The organism is Streptomyces sp. G7(2002), assembly GCF_028870195.1.
In the GTDB taxonomy this organism is placed as follows: Bacteria; Actinomycetota; Actinomycetes; order Streptomycetales; family Streptomycetaceae; genus Streptomyces; species Streptomyces nigrescens.
In genome coordinates this window covers 691,038-706,233 of sequence record NZ_CP102609.1, presented here as the reverse complement: position 1 = coordinate 706,233, position 15,196 = coordinate 691,038, and the positions used below count along the sequence as shown (strand labels likewise).

Sequence of the window (15,196 nt, the reverse complement as noted above, 5' to 3'; positions counted from 1 at the left end):
CGCGCCGGTGGGGGCCCCGCGCGGGCAACGGCGATGGCCGGTCGATGACCGGTGATCGGCGATCGACGGCGTACGGTCCACGGCCGACGCGCGGTGATCAGCGACCGGAGAACGTCCAGCGTCAGCGAAGGAGCCGACCATGTCCCGCACTTACCTCATCACCGGAGCTGCCTCCGGCATCGGCAAGGCCACCGCCACCCGGCTCAAGGAGCAGGGGCACACGGTCATCGGCGCCGACCTCAAGGACGCCGATATCGTCGCGGACCTCGCCACCCCCGATGGCCGGGCCCATCTGGTCCAGCGCGCAGGCGAGTTGAGCGGTGGGCGGCTCGACGCCGTGATCGCGGGCGCCGGCCTCGCCGGTTTCGAACCGCGCGCCGTCAGCGTCAACTACTTCGGCGCGGTCGCCACGTTGGAAGGGCTGCGCCCCCTGCTGGCCGCCGGTACGGACCCGCGCGCCGTCGTCATCGCCTCGGTCGCCTCCGTCCACCCGCACGACACGGCCATCGCCGACGCGGCGCTCGCCGGTGACGAGGAAGCGGCGCTGACCGCCGCCCAGGCAGCGGTCGACCGGGGAGAGGGCTATGCGATCTACGGCTCGGCCAAGGCCGCCATCGCCCGATGGATACGCCGTACCGCCGTGACCGCCGACTGGGCGGGCGCCGGTATTCCCCTCAACGCCATCGCCCCCGGAACCGTCGTCACCCCCATGACGGAACCCATGCTGGCCAGCCCCGACATGCGCAAGATCGTTGACGCGACGGTCCCCATGCCGCTGCACGGTCACGCCCAGCCGGAGCAGATCGTGCCCCTTCTGACCTGGCTCACCTCTCCCGAGAACGAGCTGGTCACCGGCCAGGTCGTCTTCATCGACGGCGGCGCCGACGCCGTACTGCGAGGCGACGGCACTTGGTGAGCCGCCGACGGAAGCGGCCGATCAGATACACCCCGCAGTCATCGCCATCCGCAGTCATCGGAGGCCCATCCGTGCACACGCTTACCCGTACCACCGTCGTCACCGCCGACCCCGATGCCGTCTGGCGGGTCATCGGAAAGTTCGGCGGCCTCGCCGACTGGCACCCCCTGCTCCCGCCGTCGGTGATCGAGGACGGCGCCGATCCCGAGACGCCCGGGGCGGTACAGGCGTTCTCCGTCAACGGCCAAGTCGTCATCCGGGAACGGCTCCTGGAGAAGGACAACTCGCGCCGGATGCTCCGTTACACCATCCACGAATCAGCAGTCCCCGTCTCCGACTACGTCTCCACGCTGTCCGTGCACCCGCACGAGGCGGGTGCCGAGATCCGCTGGGCCGCGACATACGAGGCCGCCGACGCACTCGTCCCCGAGATCGAGAAGCAATTCGGCGACAACATCTACGCCACCGGCCTGGACGCCCTCAAAGAACGCTTCGCTCTACCCGCCTGAGGGCTGCCCCGCAATCCTCTGGCGGCGCACGACGGCAGCTTCGGCACTTCCCCGGTTCACGCCGGGAGGTGCCCCTCGCCGCGTTGTCGGGACCTCCGGATGCGCCCAGTATCCGGAGGTCCCTCCTACGGGGCGGCCCTCAGTCGACGCCGTCCCGTTCGGCCGGCTTCTTGAGGGTCAGGGGCTGTTTGCGCATCATGACGAGATCACCGCAGGCGAGAAGCCTGCGACGGAGTCTGTGGGCGGGGGACCGCTTGGCCTCGGCAACGACCTTCACCACCAGGCGGCAGCCGTTTCTCGACCGCGACTGACCGCGCCCGGCCGCCGAAGATCAGTTGTGGCCGAACTTCCGCTGGGCCTTGTGGGCGACGTGCTTCGTCATCGACTGCTCCGGCTCCTGCGGGGCCGACGCCTTCGCCTTTTCCTTCGCTTCCGCGGCGGCGCTGCGTTCATGGCCGCCGGTGCGGGCGCCGCGATTCTGCCGGCTCTGTTTCTTGCCCACGGTCGTGCCTCCTGGCGGATCTCGAACGATGAACCGGTACCAGACTTGCATGCGCGTAAGAAGAGTGCATTTCGGAGTGCATTTCGGGCGGACGGTGGATGCCGGAAGTCATCAATCGGCGTCGCGTAGCGGGCGTGATGAAAGGGAGGGAGGAAGCGGAGGGAGAGCAGGAAGCCCCGTAAGCAAGCGCGGGTTGGGGCATCGCTCTGCCTTCGACGAACCGCGCCTGACGAGGCGTCATACGGCGAATGTGATCAATGGCGGGGACGTGCGCGAGGAGGTCCGACTCAGGATGCGAGAACGCGTCAGCCCACGGACAATGGAGAGGGCGGGGCTTTCGTAGCAGCGCGCACGCAGCCGCAGCCGTAGCCCGCTTTGCACGCTTGCACGCCCCACGAATACGGGGCCCGGGTTCGGGGCACCGCGGAGCCCGGTCGGGGGCGCGCTCTTTTACGGAGGCGCCGAGATGCCCGTGCTCTTCTTCGATATCGGTGAAACGCTCGCGGACGCGAGCATCGGGGCCGACGGCTCATTGACTCTCCGCCCACGGCCCCGTGTTTTCGAAGTTCTTGACGCGTCAGCGGGCATGCGGAAAGGCATCATTTCGAACCCGGGCACGGGGGAGGCGGCGCGCGCCCGCGCGGTGGCGGCTTTGCATGCGGCCTTTGCGGGCCGTTTCACGGACGAGGGCCTTCTTCACTGGGGTGAAAAGACCTCTCGCGGGATCTTCGACGGCGCGGTGGCGAGCGCGGGCGTCGGGGCCGACGACTGCGTTTTCGTGGGCGAGGATCCGGATGAGCGTGCGTTCGCCCGCGAAGCGGGAATGCGGGCCGCCCCGCACCCGGTCTTCACGTTCGCCGCCGTCGAGGGCCGCCCGGTGTTCTGGGCACGCATCGAGGTGCCGGCGGACCGGAGTCTGGCCGACCTTGAGGCGATCGCGCACACCGGTGAGGTCGTTCCGGTCCATGTGGCCTCCGCCCACCTCGTCCTCGTCATGGCGACCGCGCGGGGTGTGGCCGCACTTGAGCAGGGCGGGTTCACGGCCGACCTGCGGGGCGAGGTGGCGGAGACCACTGCCTTCCTGATGCGCGACGACCGTCCGGTTTCCCTCCCGGAGGCGCTCACCCATGTCTCGGGCACAGCCAAGGAAACGGCGGAGGCCACTCTGCGCGCCGAGTCGGCGTTCACCTTCATCGCGGGCGCACTCGACGGGCCGGAGCAGTCGGTAGCCTCTCTCGGCCCGGCTCCGGGCGGCGTCTATGTCGCCGCCGCGGCCGGCACCCCCATCGAGGACCTGCACATCGCGGAGGCCAAACCCGGGCACACGGAGCGGCTGCTTCCCGACCCGGCTCTCCTCTCCCGGCCGGGCGAGGCCCAAGTCCGGGGATTCGCCGATGAGTTCGCGAACGGGGTGCCCTCTCCGGAGACCGTCGCCGCGGTACGTGCGGCCATCACCCCCGCGGCCATGCGCGGCCACGTCGCCCGTATCTCCGGCATCGCCCCGCTCGTCGAGGGCGACCCCTTGAAGGTACGCAGCCGCGACGCGGCGAGCCCGGACAACGCCCTCGTGGTCAGCGCACTCGCCCGCCGGCTCCATGACCTCGGCCTGACGGTCAGACGCCATGAGTTCTCATGGCGGGGGCGCAGGCTCTCCAATGTCGAAGCGGAATTCCCGGTCGCGGCAGCGGACTCCGCCGTGCTCATCACGGCACATCTCGATTCGACCGCGGCCAGGGGCGAGTTCTTCGACAGCAGCGGCCGGCCGCGCCCCTACGACCCCGCCCTGGACCCGGCACCCGGCGCCGACGACGACGGGAGCGGTACGGCGGCGGTCCTGGCCACGGCCGAGTGCCTGAGCGCGATGATCGCCGAGGGCAGGGCACCGGCACGGACCATACGCTTCGTCCTCTTCAACGCCGAGGAGCAGGGCCTCGTCGGCAGCAAGGCCTATGCGCGTGCGGCGGCCGCGGCCGGCGACCGGATCGTCGGCGTGCTCCAGATGGACATGATCGCGGGCTTCCAGGGCGGCACACCCACGATGGAGATCCACACGGGTTCGTCGGTCCCCGGCCCGGTCGTGGGCGCCTCCGACGCGCTCGGGGGTCTCGTCGCCCAGGCCGCCCCGGCGGTCGCGGCCGACTTCTCGCTCCAAGCGCTCGCGGGTTCCGGCGACCCGGCCGCCGGGCGGAGCGATCACGCAAGCTTCCATGAACGCGGTTGGGCAGCTGCCGCCGTCTGCGAGAACTTCTTCGACGACACCGCGCCCGCGACCGGCACCCGGCAGTACCACATGCCGGGCGACACCCTCCTCGACGAGGACCACGACACGGACTACGCCGCCGCGATCGCCCGCACGGTCGCAGCGGCGGCACTCACGCTCGCGGGCCTCTGAACCCTCCCAAGGAGCACGCCATGAGCGTAATGATCGACAGGCGGAACAAGAACTACGACCGCTTGGCCAGTGTCGCCGAAGCCGACGCCTTCCTGGACGACACCGAACGGGTGGCGGCGGAGGTCGACCACACCCTCGTGGCGGACCGCAGCAAAGTGAACCGCTTCACCGGGCATCTGACGGAGCTGAGGGTGACCGGTGCTCCCGGCTTCACCGGCACGGACGAGTCGGTGCCCATGCCCGACAACGGCTATATCGCCCAGGCCAAGCAGTACGTCACGTCGGTCGCCGAGGCGATCGGCTTCGCGGCGGGCGAGCCGGTGGAATTCGAGGCCGACCCGAATGTGATGACGACGAGCGAGGGACTGCGCGTCGTCAGCCTGCAGCAGGTGCTCAACGGCATCGAGGTGTGGGCCATGGCGCCGAAGGTGTGGATGTTCGAGGACGGCACCGTCGACCGGGTCATCGGCGACACGGTGAGCGCACCGGCGACCCTGCCGACCAGACCGGTGGTCCCGGCCGAGGTGGCGCTGCGGGTGGCGGCCGCGAAGGCCGCCGAGCCGACAACGCTCCGCGGAGTCTTCGGCGACGACGAACTCCCGCGCCTCGACATATCGGACGGCTTCGAGCGCCTGTCGCACCAGGCGCGGAACGATCAGCCGATGACGTTCAGCAAGGGACCGTTCGAGGAAGCCGTCCCGGCCCGGCTCGTGTATCTGTACATGGGCGAAGATGCCCGCCTCACCTGGATGTTCACCTTCTCCCGAGAGAAACTGGCCGCTCAGTACCACGCCTTCGTCGAGGCCGACGACCGGACCGCGAACCCGGACGAGCCCGAGATCCTCTACTTCTACGACACGGTCCGGCACGCGGTCGCGGGACGTGTCTTCCAGCGCAATCCGGCCGAGAGCACCTTTGACACCGTCCCGTTCCCCGTGCCCGCGAACGGCTATCCGACCGTGGTGTCCGCGGGGTTGCCCGCCGGTTTCCCGCTGCCCTGGGCAGAGACCCACAATGGGAAGGTGTCGACCGAGGGCAACAACGTACGCGCGCTCAATGGGAAGACCCGCCGACCCGTCGAGGTCACGATCGACGCCGAGGGCAACAGCCTCTTCGACCCGCCGCAGGACAGCCCCGAGCAATTCGTCACCAACATCTTCTACTTCTGCAATTTCGCCCACGACCTCTTCATGATGCTCGGCTTCACGGAGGACCAGGGCAACTTCCAGACCACGAACGTGACGGGCCTGGGAAGGGGGGCGGACCCCGTCCGGGCCCTCGCGCACCCGGGGGCGGTGTTCGGTACGGCCAACATGGCCACCCGGGCCGACGGCCTGGAAGCCGTGATGAACATGGGACTGGTCACCGACACCGGCCGCCACACGGCCGACGACTTCGACGTCGTCCTCCACGAGTTCTGCCACGGGGTGTCGAACCGTCTCGTCGGCGGCCTGTTCGACGCGAACGGCCTCGAGGAGGACCAGTCGGTCGCGATGGGTGAGGGCTGGGGAGACTACTTCGCCCTCACCACCAGGAACTTCTCGAACCCCCAGGAACGCGATGTCGTCGGCAACTGGGTGGTCAACAGCTCGAAAGGCATCCGGCAACGGCCCTACGACTCGCAGTACCCTGGCGCCTTCGGAGACATCGGCAAGGGGCAGGGAGAGGTCGCGGGCGCCGGCAACCGCGATCTGACCTACCAGGAAGTCCATGACGTCGGCGAGATCTGGTGCGCGGCACTCATGGAACTGACCCGCAAGGTCGCCACCGCCCTCGACAACAAGGAGCGGGGCTACCAGGTGACATGGCAGGCGGTCGTCGACGGCATGAAGCTGACACCGAAGAACCCCTCGTTCCTCGTGGCACGCGACGCCATCCTGCGGGCCTTCAAGGCGATGAAGGGCGGACCGCTGACCAGTACCGAGTACACCGCAGTGCGGAACGCCGCCTGGAAAGCCTTCGCACGGTACGAGATGGGCTTCGACGCCTCCTGCCCGAACGCCACCTTCACGGGGTGCCGGGGTGGCACGGCGATGCCGCCGGCGGGGCACGAGGACTAGGGGCGACACCGCCAGCCCCTGCCGGTCACGGGAGTGCCCGAGGGGGACCCGCCCGCCCGATAGGTGGTGCGGCGAGCGGGCCCCCGACGGCGGGCCGCTTCAGATGCGCGGTAACTGCCGTGGCTGCGCGTCGAGAGAGAGAAGTGACGTCAGCACGCCGCGAGCCGGACGATCTCGCGCGGGCGCGATTCACGCTCGTCAAAGGCGAGGTCCAGTCCTGCCGCCGCGACGGTGGCGAAGGAGGCGGCGGAGGCTTCCTCGGATTCCCATTGCACGATCGACACCACCGCGTCGGCGGACACCCAGCACTCAGCCGAAAGGCATCCCGGGGTCCGCAGGAACACCGCGCGGACTTGATGGACGCGCGAGATGAACTCCTCACGGTAAGCGGCGTGCGGATAGTGGCTCGCTACCATTCCGACCTTCATGATGCTCTCCTTGGCGATGCTCGATGATGGGTCTTCGGTCTCGGTTGTCAGCGGTTTCTGAGCGGGGCCATTCGGTGGTGCGGCCGGTGGCGGAGGCGCCCGTCCAGAGGGCTGGTGTCGTGGTCGGCCGGTCCGGGCAACGTCCTCGCGGACGGCGCGGACGGCGCGGACGGCGGGGACGGTGTGGGTGCCGTCGGCCGACGCGGGCCCCGGCCGGAACCAGCTATCCCGCACGCCGGTCTTCGTCCCGGCTCCGCCAGGCGCGTCCGATCTTCCGCATCAGCGCCGGATCCACGATCAGATGTCGGAGCGGCCTGATCACGGCCATGTAGGCCTTCCCGGACAGGCCGTTCGGCTTCACCAGGACAGCCATCTGACCGCGGTAGCCACCGGACTCGTCCGGTACCCAGCCGATGTGCATCACCGCGTGCACGGTCCGGTTGGCCACCTCCGCCGCCCACTCGTTGTCCGTCAGATAGACGGGGGTGAGCGGGACCGCTCGGAAGCCCGGTCCGGGCGGTGCGTCGCGGAGATCCGCCGGCAGCCTGTCGCGCAGAGTCTGCACCCGGGCGCCGATACCGGAGCCGGGCCGATCCCAGCCGAGCAGTGCCCCGAGCTTCCAGCGGAGTGCGAAGAGCGTGCGGGTGGCTCCGGAGAACCGCCCGTTGCCGGAGGTCATTTGCCGCACCAGCCGCATCAGGTCGTCAGGACCGCCAGGTGTCGGCAGCGCCCAAACGTCCTCGAGCCGGAAGTCGGGTGTGAGGGCGTGGATCCGCCAGGGGTGGGAGGAGTGTGCGGTGTTCGGGAGTTTCATCAGGGGACCGCCTTCAGTTCATAGGAGTACGTGGCACGGGGGCTGAGCCCGCGCACCCGACGGCGGAGCCGGCCGCGAATGGCGCGTCGTGGGAAGCGGGAGCGGGAGCGGAAGCGGGAGCCAGGCCGGGCGAGGCGGCGTTCCACCGCACTTGCGTACGCCGACGAGGGCGAGTGCGACGATCTGGCCGACGGGTCATGACGGTTCGAACCCGGCTCCGCGGGAGACCACGCGGCTTGCGGACCGTGGGGCACACGACTGCCGACGACTGTCCCACTCGGCCATCAGGGCGAACAGGGCGAACCTGTCGAGCACCGGCTGGTCGGGATGGATCTCGCGATAGCGCCGGTAGATGTTGACCACGACCCGTTCCGCGTCCAGCCAGCCGGCGTACTCGGCCAGATCGGCCCCGAACGCCGCCTCCTGGAAGTCGAGCCCCTTGGCGTAGGCGGCGTCGGCCTGTTCGACGATGTGGCGGAAGTAGTCGCGGACGGCTCGGATTCCGTCGGCATCCGTCACCGGGCCGTGGCCCGGCACCACCGTCGACGCGCCGAGGCCGATCATCACGTCGCAGGCGGCGATCCAGTTGGCGATGGGGCCGCTCCATACGATCGGAGTGCACCCGATGAACAACAGGTCGCCCGCGAAGAGCACCCCCGCGTCAGGAACGTGCACCACCGTGTCGGCCTCGGTGTGGGCGGGGCCGAGATCGATCAGATGCACCTCGCGACCGCCCACGTCGAGGGTGAGCCGTCGGTCGAAGGTCTGGTCGGGAGTGCGCAGACGGATGCCGCCGAAGTCGAACCGTCCGAAGCGGTCGCGCAGATACGGCGTGAGCGTCGGACCGAGATCCATGACCTGGAGGGCCGCGGTCAGTTCGGGTGCCATTTCGGTGCGCATCTCGTGTGCCGTCCCCTCGGCGGCGATGACGCGCGTCGAGGCGGGAAGCAGCTGACCGCCGTGGGTGTGGTCGCCGTTGGCGTGGGTGAGCACGGCGTGGCTCAGTGGGTTCCGGTCCGTGACCGGCCGCATGCCCGACAGCATCTCGGCGGTCAGCGGCAGATCGTAGAGCGTGTCGACCAGCAAGGAGGCGCCGTCGCCCGCGATGAGCCCCGCATTGCTCCAGCCGTACCCGCCGTCGGGCAGCAGCCACGCCCACACGCCGTCACCGACCTGGTGCAGCCCCTTGGTGTACGGCAGGGCGGAGGCGGCCGGGTTGACCCGCGGCCGACGGGGCTTCGCAGCCGGGTCGGGCCGGGCGGCGAGCGGAGGCGGAGGGGCACTTGCCCGCACGGTCTGCCGGACCTCGCCCAGCCCCTCGGCGCGCAGCGAGACCACATCGCCGTCCTTGAGCCAGCCGCGGAACGCCGCGAGATCGCCGAAATCGAGGTGTTCGGCCAGACAGCAGCCGGGAACGGTGCCCGAGCCGAAGACCTCGCCCGGCCGGAGCTCGACTCCGCGGGAGGCGTAGGAGATGACCTCGCCGAAGGACCAGTCCATGGAGTCGGTACGGCCCGCGCCGACCGGCTCGCCGTTGACCTCGGCCCGCACCTGGAGCGCGAGCCTGCCGTCCGGGCCGAAGGGCAGCTCGTCGGGCGTGACCAGCCACGGCCCGAGCGTGGACGCGCCGTCCTTGCCCTTCGCCTGGCCGATCTTGAGCTGGCTCTCCAGCCCCTGGAGGTCGCGGGCGCTCCAGTCACAGAAGAGGGTGTAGCCGGCGATATGGCCCTCGGCCTGTTCGGGCGTCAGATCGCGCCCCGCGGTGCCGATCACCGCGGCGATTTCCAGCTCGAAGTCGAACCAGGCGCTGCCGGGGGAGATGGGCACGTCGTCGTGGGGGCCGATGACGGTGGCCGGGTTGGCGAAGTAGAAGGCGGGGATCTCGTACCAGACCGGCTCCAGCACTCCCGTGTCGCCGGCTGCTTTGCGGCAGGCGCGCAGGTGGTCGAGGAAGCACAGGCAGTCCCGTATGGACGGTGGCCTGGGGATGGGGGGCTTCAGCGTGACGTCGGTGAGCGCGACGACGTCAGCGGGCTCGGTGAGTGCGCGCTCGCCAGCCTGCCGCAGCGCGGGGCCGAGCAGTCCGAGCAGGGAGGTGCCTTCCGGTAACGCATGGATCAGCTCGCCGTTGAGGACGCCGGTCCGGTCGCCGTCGGCCGAGGCGTAGGTGACGAAGCGCAAAACACCCCCTGTGTTGGCCAGCATAGAATATTATTGCTAGCACAGAGGAGGTGGCGTGACAACGCGACGAGAGCAGACCAGTCACGAGAGCAGCGAGCTGATCCTCAGGGCGGCGGCGGAGCTGTTCGCGGCGAAGGGCTACCGGCAGACGACGTTCGCCGACGTGGCTGAGCGGTCCGGCATCAGCAGGGGATCGATCCCGTGGCACTTCGGCAGCAAGGAAGGTCTCCTGCTGGCCGTCCTCGAACGCTCGGTGGACCTGATCCGCGCCGAACTCATCGAGGAGCCAGGGGAGTTGGCGGCGCCGGAGGAGGCGGAAGCGGGGTTCGACCGCCTGATGGGCGGCGCCGACGCGCTGTTCGCGCAGCCCACGACCAAGCTCTTCGTCACGCTCCTGGTGGAGGCGCTGGAACCGGGCTCGCCGATCCACGGCCGTTACGTCGAGATCCACAACACCCTGCGCGACCACTGCAGACGATGGCTGGAGCGGCTGCCGCTACCGCCCGGGCTGTCCGCCGAGACGCTGGCCGTCACGATCATCGGTGCCGGGATCGGCATCCATCAGCAGTGGCTGCTGGCGCCCGACCGCGTCGACCCCGAGCAGGCGTTGGCCGCGCTGCGCACGCTGGTGACGGCGGCGGTGCTGCCGACCGGGGAATGAGCCAGGGACCTGCGTGCGTGAGTTGTCCGGGGCGTGGGGGAGGGGTGCGCCGACGGGACGGGGCGAGGTGCTGAATGATGCCGCAGCTGATCCGCCCCTCCGCCGACGGGTGAGGGCCGGATCGGCGGGAGCTGACGGGTATGAACTGCCCACCCACCGGTTCCTGTTGAGCGCCGAGGGCTCCTGAGGGCTGGTCGGCTGCCCCACCCACGGCAGGCGTTCACAAAAAATCCATGCAGATGTACAACCATTCACATCTGTTCGGGGTCTGGTCTTCGGAGTCAGCGGACTCCAGACCGATCCGGGTCCCGTCGAACGCGTCCCACGCCGCGGGGCCCCTTCCTATTCGAGGAATACATGCGCACTCGAGCCACTGTTGCCGCACTGTCCGGCGCCCTGGCCCTCTCCGCCCTCGCCGTCCCGACCGCACAGGCCGCGGACAACCCGGGCGCCCACGCCGTCAAGGCGCAGCTCTCTCCGTTCACTGCGAAGTCTCCCGCCAAGGCCGTGGCGGACGACGCGCGGGGCGACACCAAGATCACGAATGTCACCGTCAACGGCGGCAAGGACATAGTCGTCGGCACCAGCCTGAAGAAGACGTACACCGTCTCGGTGACCGCCACCGACCCGGCCGGCATCTATGACGGCTATGCGTTCCTGTGGCACGGCACCGACCTGAAGACCGGTGTCGACGGCGCCATGACCCCGAGCGTCGACCACGGCACCTGCAAGACGGTCAACGCCACCACCGCCACCTGCTCGGTCACCCTCGTTGCTGACCCGGCGTCCACCGTCTACGGCAACATCCTCGCCGGCCGGTGGCACGTGTTCGCGTCCGCCGTGGGCAAGGACGGCGACTACACCACCCAGGACTCCTACAAGTCCTCCTGGGTCAAGCGGGCGTCGCGGCTGACCACCAACGCCTCGCCGGAGCCCGTGGTGAAGGGCAAGACCGTCACGGTCGCCGGTGCCCTGACCCGCGCCAACTGGGACACCGACAAGTACGCGGGCTACACCCAGCAGTCCGTGCAGCTGCAGTTCCGCAAGAAGGGCGCCGGCAGCTTCAGCACGGTCAAGACCATCAAGTCGGACAGCCACGGCAACCTGAAGACCACCGTGAAGGCTTCCGCCGACGGGGACTGGCGCTACGCCTTCGCCGGTACGTCAACGACCTCGTCGGTGACCTCCACGAGCGACTTCCTCGACGTGAAGTAGGCCGTACGAGGGGGGACTTCGGCCCCTTGATGCGGTGTGGAGCGATGGGTGCCGGCCGCCCGGGATGGACGGGCAACCGCTCCGTTCCGGGCGGCCGGCACCATGGCGGCTGCTGCCGCCCGGATCTCCTCGACGCCGGTGTGCAGGAGCCCGGTGTGATAGGTGACCGGCAGGCAGGAGACCAGTGCGTAGGAGACCGGCAGGCAGGAGATCTGTGACGGTCCGGCGTGCTGTCGGCGCGCCCGGGCCCGTCGCTGTTGAAGTGAAAAACCCTGGCGCCTTCGGCATGGCGCTGTCCGCGGAGCGATCCGCTTGAGTATCCAGGTGCCATGACCCTTCGGCACCCCGTGGAGCGGGGCGGAACGCAGCGGGGGCGGTTCGCCCAACTGGCCGCCAAATCCTCGCATTTCACCAGCTCTCCCGCCTTCTTCGTGGTCTGCCTCGCTCTGATCGCGTTCTTTCTTGCCGCCCATTTCGCGCATCTGCCCCTGGCCTGGCAGCTGATGGCGGGGGACCTGATGGCCGCGGTGACCCTGCTCCTTCTCGCCTTGCTGAAGAATTCCGAGCTCCGCGCGGAACATGCGATCCAGCGGAAACTCGACGCCTTGGCAGCCGCCCTGCTGGAGTCCCATGAAGGCCGGGGTGGCCAGGCGGCGGAGGACCTCAAGAAGGTGATCCGCTTGGAAGAAGAGACGTAGCCCCGCCCGAATGGAAGGCTTCCTGCAGCCGGCCCGCAGGCGCGGCCGACCGGGGTTTCTCGCGGGCCGGACGGGGCTTTGCGGACACGTCCTAGGGATGCAGGACGACCTTGGTGTAGCCCTCGATGCGCTTGTCGAACTTGTCGTATGCCGAGGGGGCCTGGTCCAGGGGCAGGTCATGCGAGACGACGAAGCTCGGCTTTGCCCGGCCCTCGATGATCATGTCGCGCAGGAACCGGTTGTAGCGCTTCACGTTGCACTGCCCCGTACCCATCCGCAGGCCCTTCTCGAAGAGCTTGCCGATCGAGACGAGGAGCATGCCCCGTTTGGCCTGCTCATCCGGGCCGCCCGGATCCGCGGGAACATACAGGCCCGGTACGCCAAGGGCGCCGGTCGCCCGGACCGTGTCGACGAGCGAGTTCAGAACGGTCGCCGGTTCCTCGCGTGCCGCGCCGTGTGCCATCGCCTGGTAGCCGACGGCGTCCACGCCCTTGTCCGTGCCGACGCCCTCCGTCAGATCCTTGATCTGCTGCACCGGGTCGCCCTCGGCGAAGTTGATCGGGACCGCGCCGATCTCCTCGGCCTTCGCCAGCCGCTCGGGCACCCGGTCCACGACGAATACCTTGCTCGCGCCGCGCAGCAGCGCCGAGTAGGCGGCCATCAGCCCGACCGGCCCGCCGCCGTACACCGCGACGTTCTCCCCGGGACGTACCTGTGCGAGTTCACAGCCGTGGTAGCCGGTGGGGAAGATGTCGGCGAGCAGGATGAAGTCGGTCTCGTGCTCGTTTCCCGGTGGCAGCTTCAGGCAGTTGAAGTCGGCATAGGGTACGCGCAGATATTCGGCCTGGCCGCCCGACCAGGGTCCCATGGCGACATAGCCGTAAGCGCCGCCCGCAAATCCCGGATTGACGGTTTGACAGAAACCCGTGAATCCCTCGACGCAATTGTCGCAGAATCCGCAGGCGACATTGAAGGGCATGACGACCCGGTCACCCTCCTTGAGGGAGGTGACGCCCTGGCCGACTTCCTCGATGATTCCCATGTTCTCGTGCCCGAAGACGATGCCGGGCTCGGCTGCCGTACGCCCTTCGTACATATGCAGGTCCGAGCCGCAGATCGCGGTGGAGGTGACCTTTACGATCACCTCGTTGGGGTGCTGGATACCGGGCTTGTCGACATTCTCGACAGCCACGGTGAACGGTCCTTTGTAGACGACGGCCTTCATTGCTGCCACCTCCCGCTCAGCGAAGAGTGCGCATGGATTCCCCGCCCCTTTGACGTGAGCTATCACTCATGATTCTCCGGTCTGCTGGGCGGGGCAAGCCGCTAATGTGAGAGGGAATATCCACTCCGGTATCGCAATGTCGCACCGAGAAACGAAAGAGGGAGGGCGACACGTGGCAGCACAGCGACTCGGGACCCTGCTCGTCCCGGTGCCCGGCCTGTCCGGCACCACGTATCCGCCTGGAACCACGGTTACTGTCCGTGGTCGCGGTGCGACGGTCGATGCCTTTGTGAACGGCGACTGGCTCCCCCTGTCGTGGTGGGAATTCTCCGACGGCCTCCGTGAGGACATCGCTGACCGCTGACCGCTGACCGCTGACCGCTGACCGCTGCCGTTGACCGGGCCTGTGTGCGACTTCGCCGTACAGACCGGCTGACCGAGGCAGAGCGCGAGATACCCGCCCAGCCCAGCCAAGCCCAGCCCGCGCCCGCGCCCGCGCCCGAGCCCGCGCCCGCGCCCGCGCCCGGAACCGAGCCCCGGACCCGCGGATGCTGCTACACCCCGTGCGTCCCCTGTGTACCCGCCGTCCCGTCCGTCCCCGCCGTCCGATCTGAATCCGCCGTCCGGTCTGCGCGGCCACCGGTGCCGAGGAGTCCTGTGGCGTCGAAGCGGACCCGTTCAGCGAGCCGGGGCAGTTCCCGGCGGGAGATCCAGGTGACCAGGGGTGGCAGTACGGGTCGGACCGGCTGTGCGAGGCGCAGCCATGAGGGCGCGTAGACGGTGGAGGAGCGGCGTTCGACCGCTGTCACGAGGCGTGCGGCGACCTTCTCGACGGGGTGGACGCGTCTGGCCGGTGGCGGCATGTGGGCGCGCAGTTCCCGTAGTACCCCGTGCTGGTCCGCGTCGCGGATCATGTCGGTATCGGTCCAGTTCAGGTAGGCGATACCGACACCGACTCCTTGGTGACCGAGTTCGGCACGCAGGCACTGGGCGAAGGACTCCACACCGGCCTTGGAGGCGCAGTACGCACTCATCATGGGCGCCGGCCCGAAGGCGGCCGTCGAGGCGATCTGCAGGAAGTATCCGCGCGTGGCCAGCAGGCCGGGAAGGAAGGCCCGCGCGGTGATCGCGCTGCCGATGAGGTTCACCTCGATGACCCGCCGCCAGGTGGCCGGATCCGAGGTGACGAACGGGCCTCCCTCGGCCACACCGGCGTTGGCAACGACTACGGACGGCGGGCCGATGCGGTCATGAATCCGGGCGGCCACGCGGTCCATCGCCGCGTCATCGGTGACGTCCACCTCGAAGGTGTGCGCTTCGACGGGGAGCGAGTCCGCCAGTCGGGCGAGCGACTCCTCCTCCCGGCCGAGTACGACGACCCGCGCACCGTACCGGGCCAGTTCCCGGGCAATGCCCGCGCCGACCCCGCGGGCCGCGCCCGTCACCACTGCGAGCCGCCCCGCCAAGGGCGTCGTCTTGTTTCCCACGTCGTACTCCGAGGCAGATCCGAGGCAGAAGGGACAGTGGTCAAGCCGCAGGCCCCCTCCAGCCGGTCCGCCGGGGCACGGGGGAGAGGTGTGATCACCATAGGCACG

The 15,196-nt window shown here is 69.2% G+C and carries 15 protein-coding genes; 8 read left to right on the top strand and 7 right to left on the bottom strand.

Annotated features, from left to right (window positions below):
- Positions 1-139: 139 nt before the first annotated feature.
- Both NUT86_RS03135 and NUT86_RS03130 read left to right on the top strand, forming a co-directional pair.
- Positions 140-916 carry an SDR family oxidoreductase gene (locus NUT86_RS03135; RefSeq protein WP_159491433.1) on the top strand — a complete coding sequence of 259 codons (777 nt, stop codon included), beginning with the start codon at positions 140-142 and terminating at the stop codon, positions 914-916.
- 71 nt (positions 917-987) lie between these two features.
- A complete protein-coding gene (locus NUT86_RS03130) occupies positions 988-1,425 on the top strand; it encodes an SRPBCC family protein (protein ID WP_148588205.1) in 438 nt (145 codons plus the stop codon).
- 139 nt (positions 1,426-1,564) lie between these two features.
- On the opposite strand, the gene NUT86_RS03125 is transcribed toward NUT86_RS03130, so the two are convergent.
- The gene (locus NUT86_RS03125; RefSeq protein WP_159491435.1) at positions 1,565-1,705 is read right to left on the bottom strand and encodes a hypothetical protein; all 141 of its coding nucleotides are present in this window, start codon (positions 1,703-1,705) and stop codon (positions 1,565-1,567) included.
- A gap of 51 nt (positions 1,706-1,756) precedes the next feature.
- Positions 1,757-1,927 carry a hypothetical protein gene (locus NUT86_RS03120; RefSeq protein WP_167540657.1) on the bottom strand — a complete coding sequence of 57 codons (171 nt, stop codon included), beginning with the start codon at positions 1,925-1,927 and terminating at the stop codon, positions 1,757-1,759.
- Positions 1,928-2,513: 586 nt separating this feature from the next.
- Here NUT86_RS03120 and NUT86_RS03115 point away from each other — a divergent pair.
- Together NUT86_RS03115 and NUT86_RS03110 are read left to right on the top strand one after the other, a co-directional pair.
- Positions 2,514-4,319 carry a M20/M25/M40 family metallo-hydrolase gene (locus NUT86_RS03115; RefSeq protein WP_274733224.1) on the top strand — a complete coding sequence of 602 codons (1,806 nt, stop codon included), beginning with the start codon at positions 2,514-2,516 and terminating at the stop codon, positions 4,317-4,319.
- Positions 4,320-4,339: 20 nt separating this feature from the next.
- Positions 4,340-6,379: a M36 family metallopeptidase gene (locus NUT86_RS03110; protein WP_148588207.1), complete on the top strand. Its 2,040-nt coding sequence runs from the start codon at positions 4,340-4,342 to the stop codon at positions 6,377-6,379.
- A 149-nt stretch (positions 6,380-6,528) separates the two neighbouring features.
- On the opposite strand, the gene NUT86_RS03105 is transcribed toward NUT86_RS03110, so the two are convergent.
- The 3 genes from NUT86_RS03105 to NUT86_RS03095 all read right to left on the bottom strand — a co-directional run bounded on the left by NUT86_RS03105 (position 6,529) and on the right by NUT86_RS03095 (position 9,826).
- Positions 6,529-6,807 carry an antibiotic biosynthesis monooxygenase family protein gene (locus NUT86_RS03105; protein WP_148588208.1) on the bottom strand — a complete coding sequence of 93 codons (279 nt, stop codon included), beginning with the start codon at positions 6,805-6,807 and terminating at the stop codon, positions 6,529-6,531.
- A 223-nt stretch (positions 6,808-7,030) separates the two neighbouring features.
- Positions 7,031-7,621 (bottom strand): DUF2867 domain-containing protein, encoded by a 591-nt coding sequence (locus NUT86_RS03100; protein ID WP_274733222.1) that lies wholly within the window; start codon positions 7,619-7,621, stop codon positions 7,031-7,033.
- A gap of 195 nt (positions 7,622-7,816) precedes the next feature.
- Positions 7,817-9,826: a fumarylacetoacetate hydrolase family protein gene (locus tag NUT86_RS03095; RefSeq protein ID WP_274733221.1), complete on the bottom strand. Its 2,010-nt coding sequence runs from the start codon at positions 9,824-9,826 to the stop codon at positions 7,817-7,819.
- Between the two features lie 31 nt (positions 9,827-9,857).
- Here NUT86_RS03095 and NUT86_RS03090 point away from each other — a divergent pair, with 31 nt between their 5' ends.
- The 3 genes from NUT86_RS03090 to NUT86_RS03080 all read left to right on the top strand — a co-directional run bounded on the left by NUT86_RS03090 (position 9,858) and on the right by NUT86_RS03080 (position 12,376).
- Positions 9,858-10,463, top strand: a complete 606-nt coding sequence (locus tag NUT86_RS03090) for a TetR/AcrR family transcriptional regulator (protein ID WP_148588211.1) — start codon at positions 9,858-9,860, stop codon at positions 10,461-10,463.
- A 357-nt stretch (positions 10,464-10,820) separates the two neighbouring features.
- Positions 10,821-11,678, top strand: a complete 858-nt coding sequence (locus NUT86_RS03085; RefSeq protein ID WP_274733219.1) for a calcium-binding protein — start codon at positions 10,821-10,823, stop codon at positions 11,676-11,678.
- Between the two features lie 329 nt (positions 11,679-12,007).
- Positions 12,008-12,376: a low affinity iron permease family protein gene (locus NUT86_RS03080; protein ID WP_266436942.1), complete on the top strand. Its 369-nt coding sequence runs from the start codon at positions 12,008-12,010 to the stop codon at positions 12,374-12,376.
- Between the two features lie 91 nt (positions 12,377-12,467).
- Here the strand turns inward: NUT86_RS03080 and NUT86_RS03075 are convergent, their stop codons facing one another.
- Positions 12,468-13,601: a glutathione-independent formaldehyde dehydrogenase gene (locus NUT86_RS03075; RefSeq protein WP_093645986.1), complete on the bottom strand. Its 1,134-nt coding sequence runs from the start codon at positions 13,599-13,601 to the stop codon at positions 12,468-12,470.
- A 172-nt stretch (positions 13,602-13,773) separates the two neighbouring features.
- Here NUT86_RS03075 and NUT86_RS03070 point away from each other — a divergent pair, with 172 nt between their 5' ends.
- On the top strand, positions 13,774-13,965 hold the full coding sequence (locus NUT86_RS03070) for a hypothetical protein (protein WP_030931808.1): 192 nt from the start codon (positions 13,774-13,776) through the stop codon (positions 13,963-13,965).
- 190 nt (positions 13,966-14,155) lie between these two features.
- Here the strand turns inward: NUT86_RS03070 and NUT86_RS03065 are convergent, their stop codons facing one another.
- Complete coding sequence (locus NUT86_RS03065) at positions 14,156-15,088, bottom strand: SDR family oxidoreductase (protein ID WP_274733214.1); 933 nt, start codon at positions 15,086-15,088, stop codon at positions 14,156-14,158.
- Between the last annotated feature and the right edge of the window lie 108 nt (positions 15,089-15,196).

Excerpts from the sequence above, each read along its gene's own strand:
- NUT86_RS03135 (WP_159491433.1), top strand. The coding sequence starts at position 140 with ATGTCCCGCACTTACCTCATCACCGGAGCTGCCTCCGGCATCGGCAAG.
- NUT86_RS03115 (WP_274733224.1), top strand. The coding sequence starts at position 2,514 with ATGCGGAAAGGCATCATTTCGAACCCGGGCACGGGGGAGGCGGCGCGC.
- NUT86_RS03110 (WP_148588207.1), top strand. The coding sequence starts at position 4,340 with ATGAGCGTAATGATCGACAGGCGGAACAAGAACTACGACCGCTTGGCC.
- NUT86_RS03105 (WP_148588208.1), bottom strand. The coding sequence starts at position 6,807 with ATGAAGGTCGGAATGGTAGCGAGCCACTATCCGCACGCCGCTTACCGT.
- NUT86_RS03100 (WP_274733222.1), bottom strand. The coding sequence starts at position 7,621 with ATGAAACTCCCGAACACCGCACACTCCTCCCACCCCTGGCGGATCCAC.
- NUT86_RS03095 (WP_274733221.1), bottom strand. The coding sequence starts at position 9,826 with ATGCTGGCCAACACAGGGGGTGTTTTGCGCTTCGTCACCTACGCCTCG.
- NUT86_RS03085 (WP_274733219.1), top strand. The coding sequence starts at position 10,821 with ATGCGCACTCGAGCCACTGTTGCCGCACTGTCCGGCGCCCTGGCCCTC.
- NUT86_RS03080 (WP_266436942.1), top strand. The coding sequence starts at position 12,008 with ATGACCCTTCGGCACCCCGTGGAGCGGGGCGGAACGCAGCGGGGGCGG.
- NUT86_RS03075 (WP_093645986.1), bottom strand. The coding sequence starts at position 13,601 with ATGAAGGCCGTCGTCTACAAAGGACCGTTCACCGTGGCTGTCGAGAAT.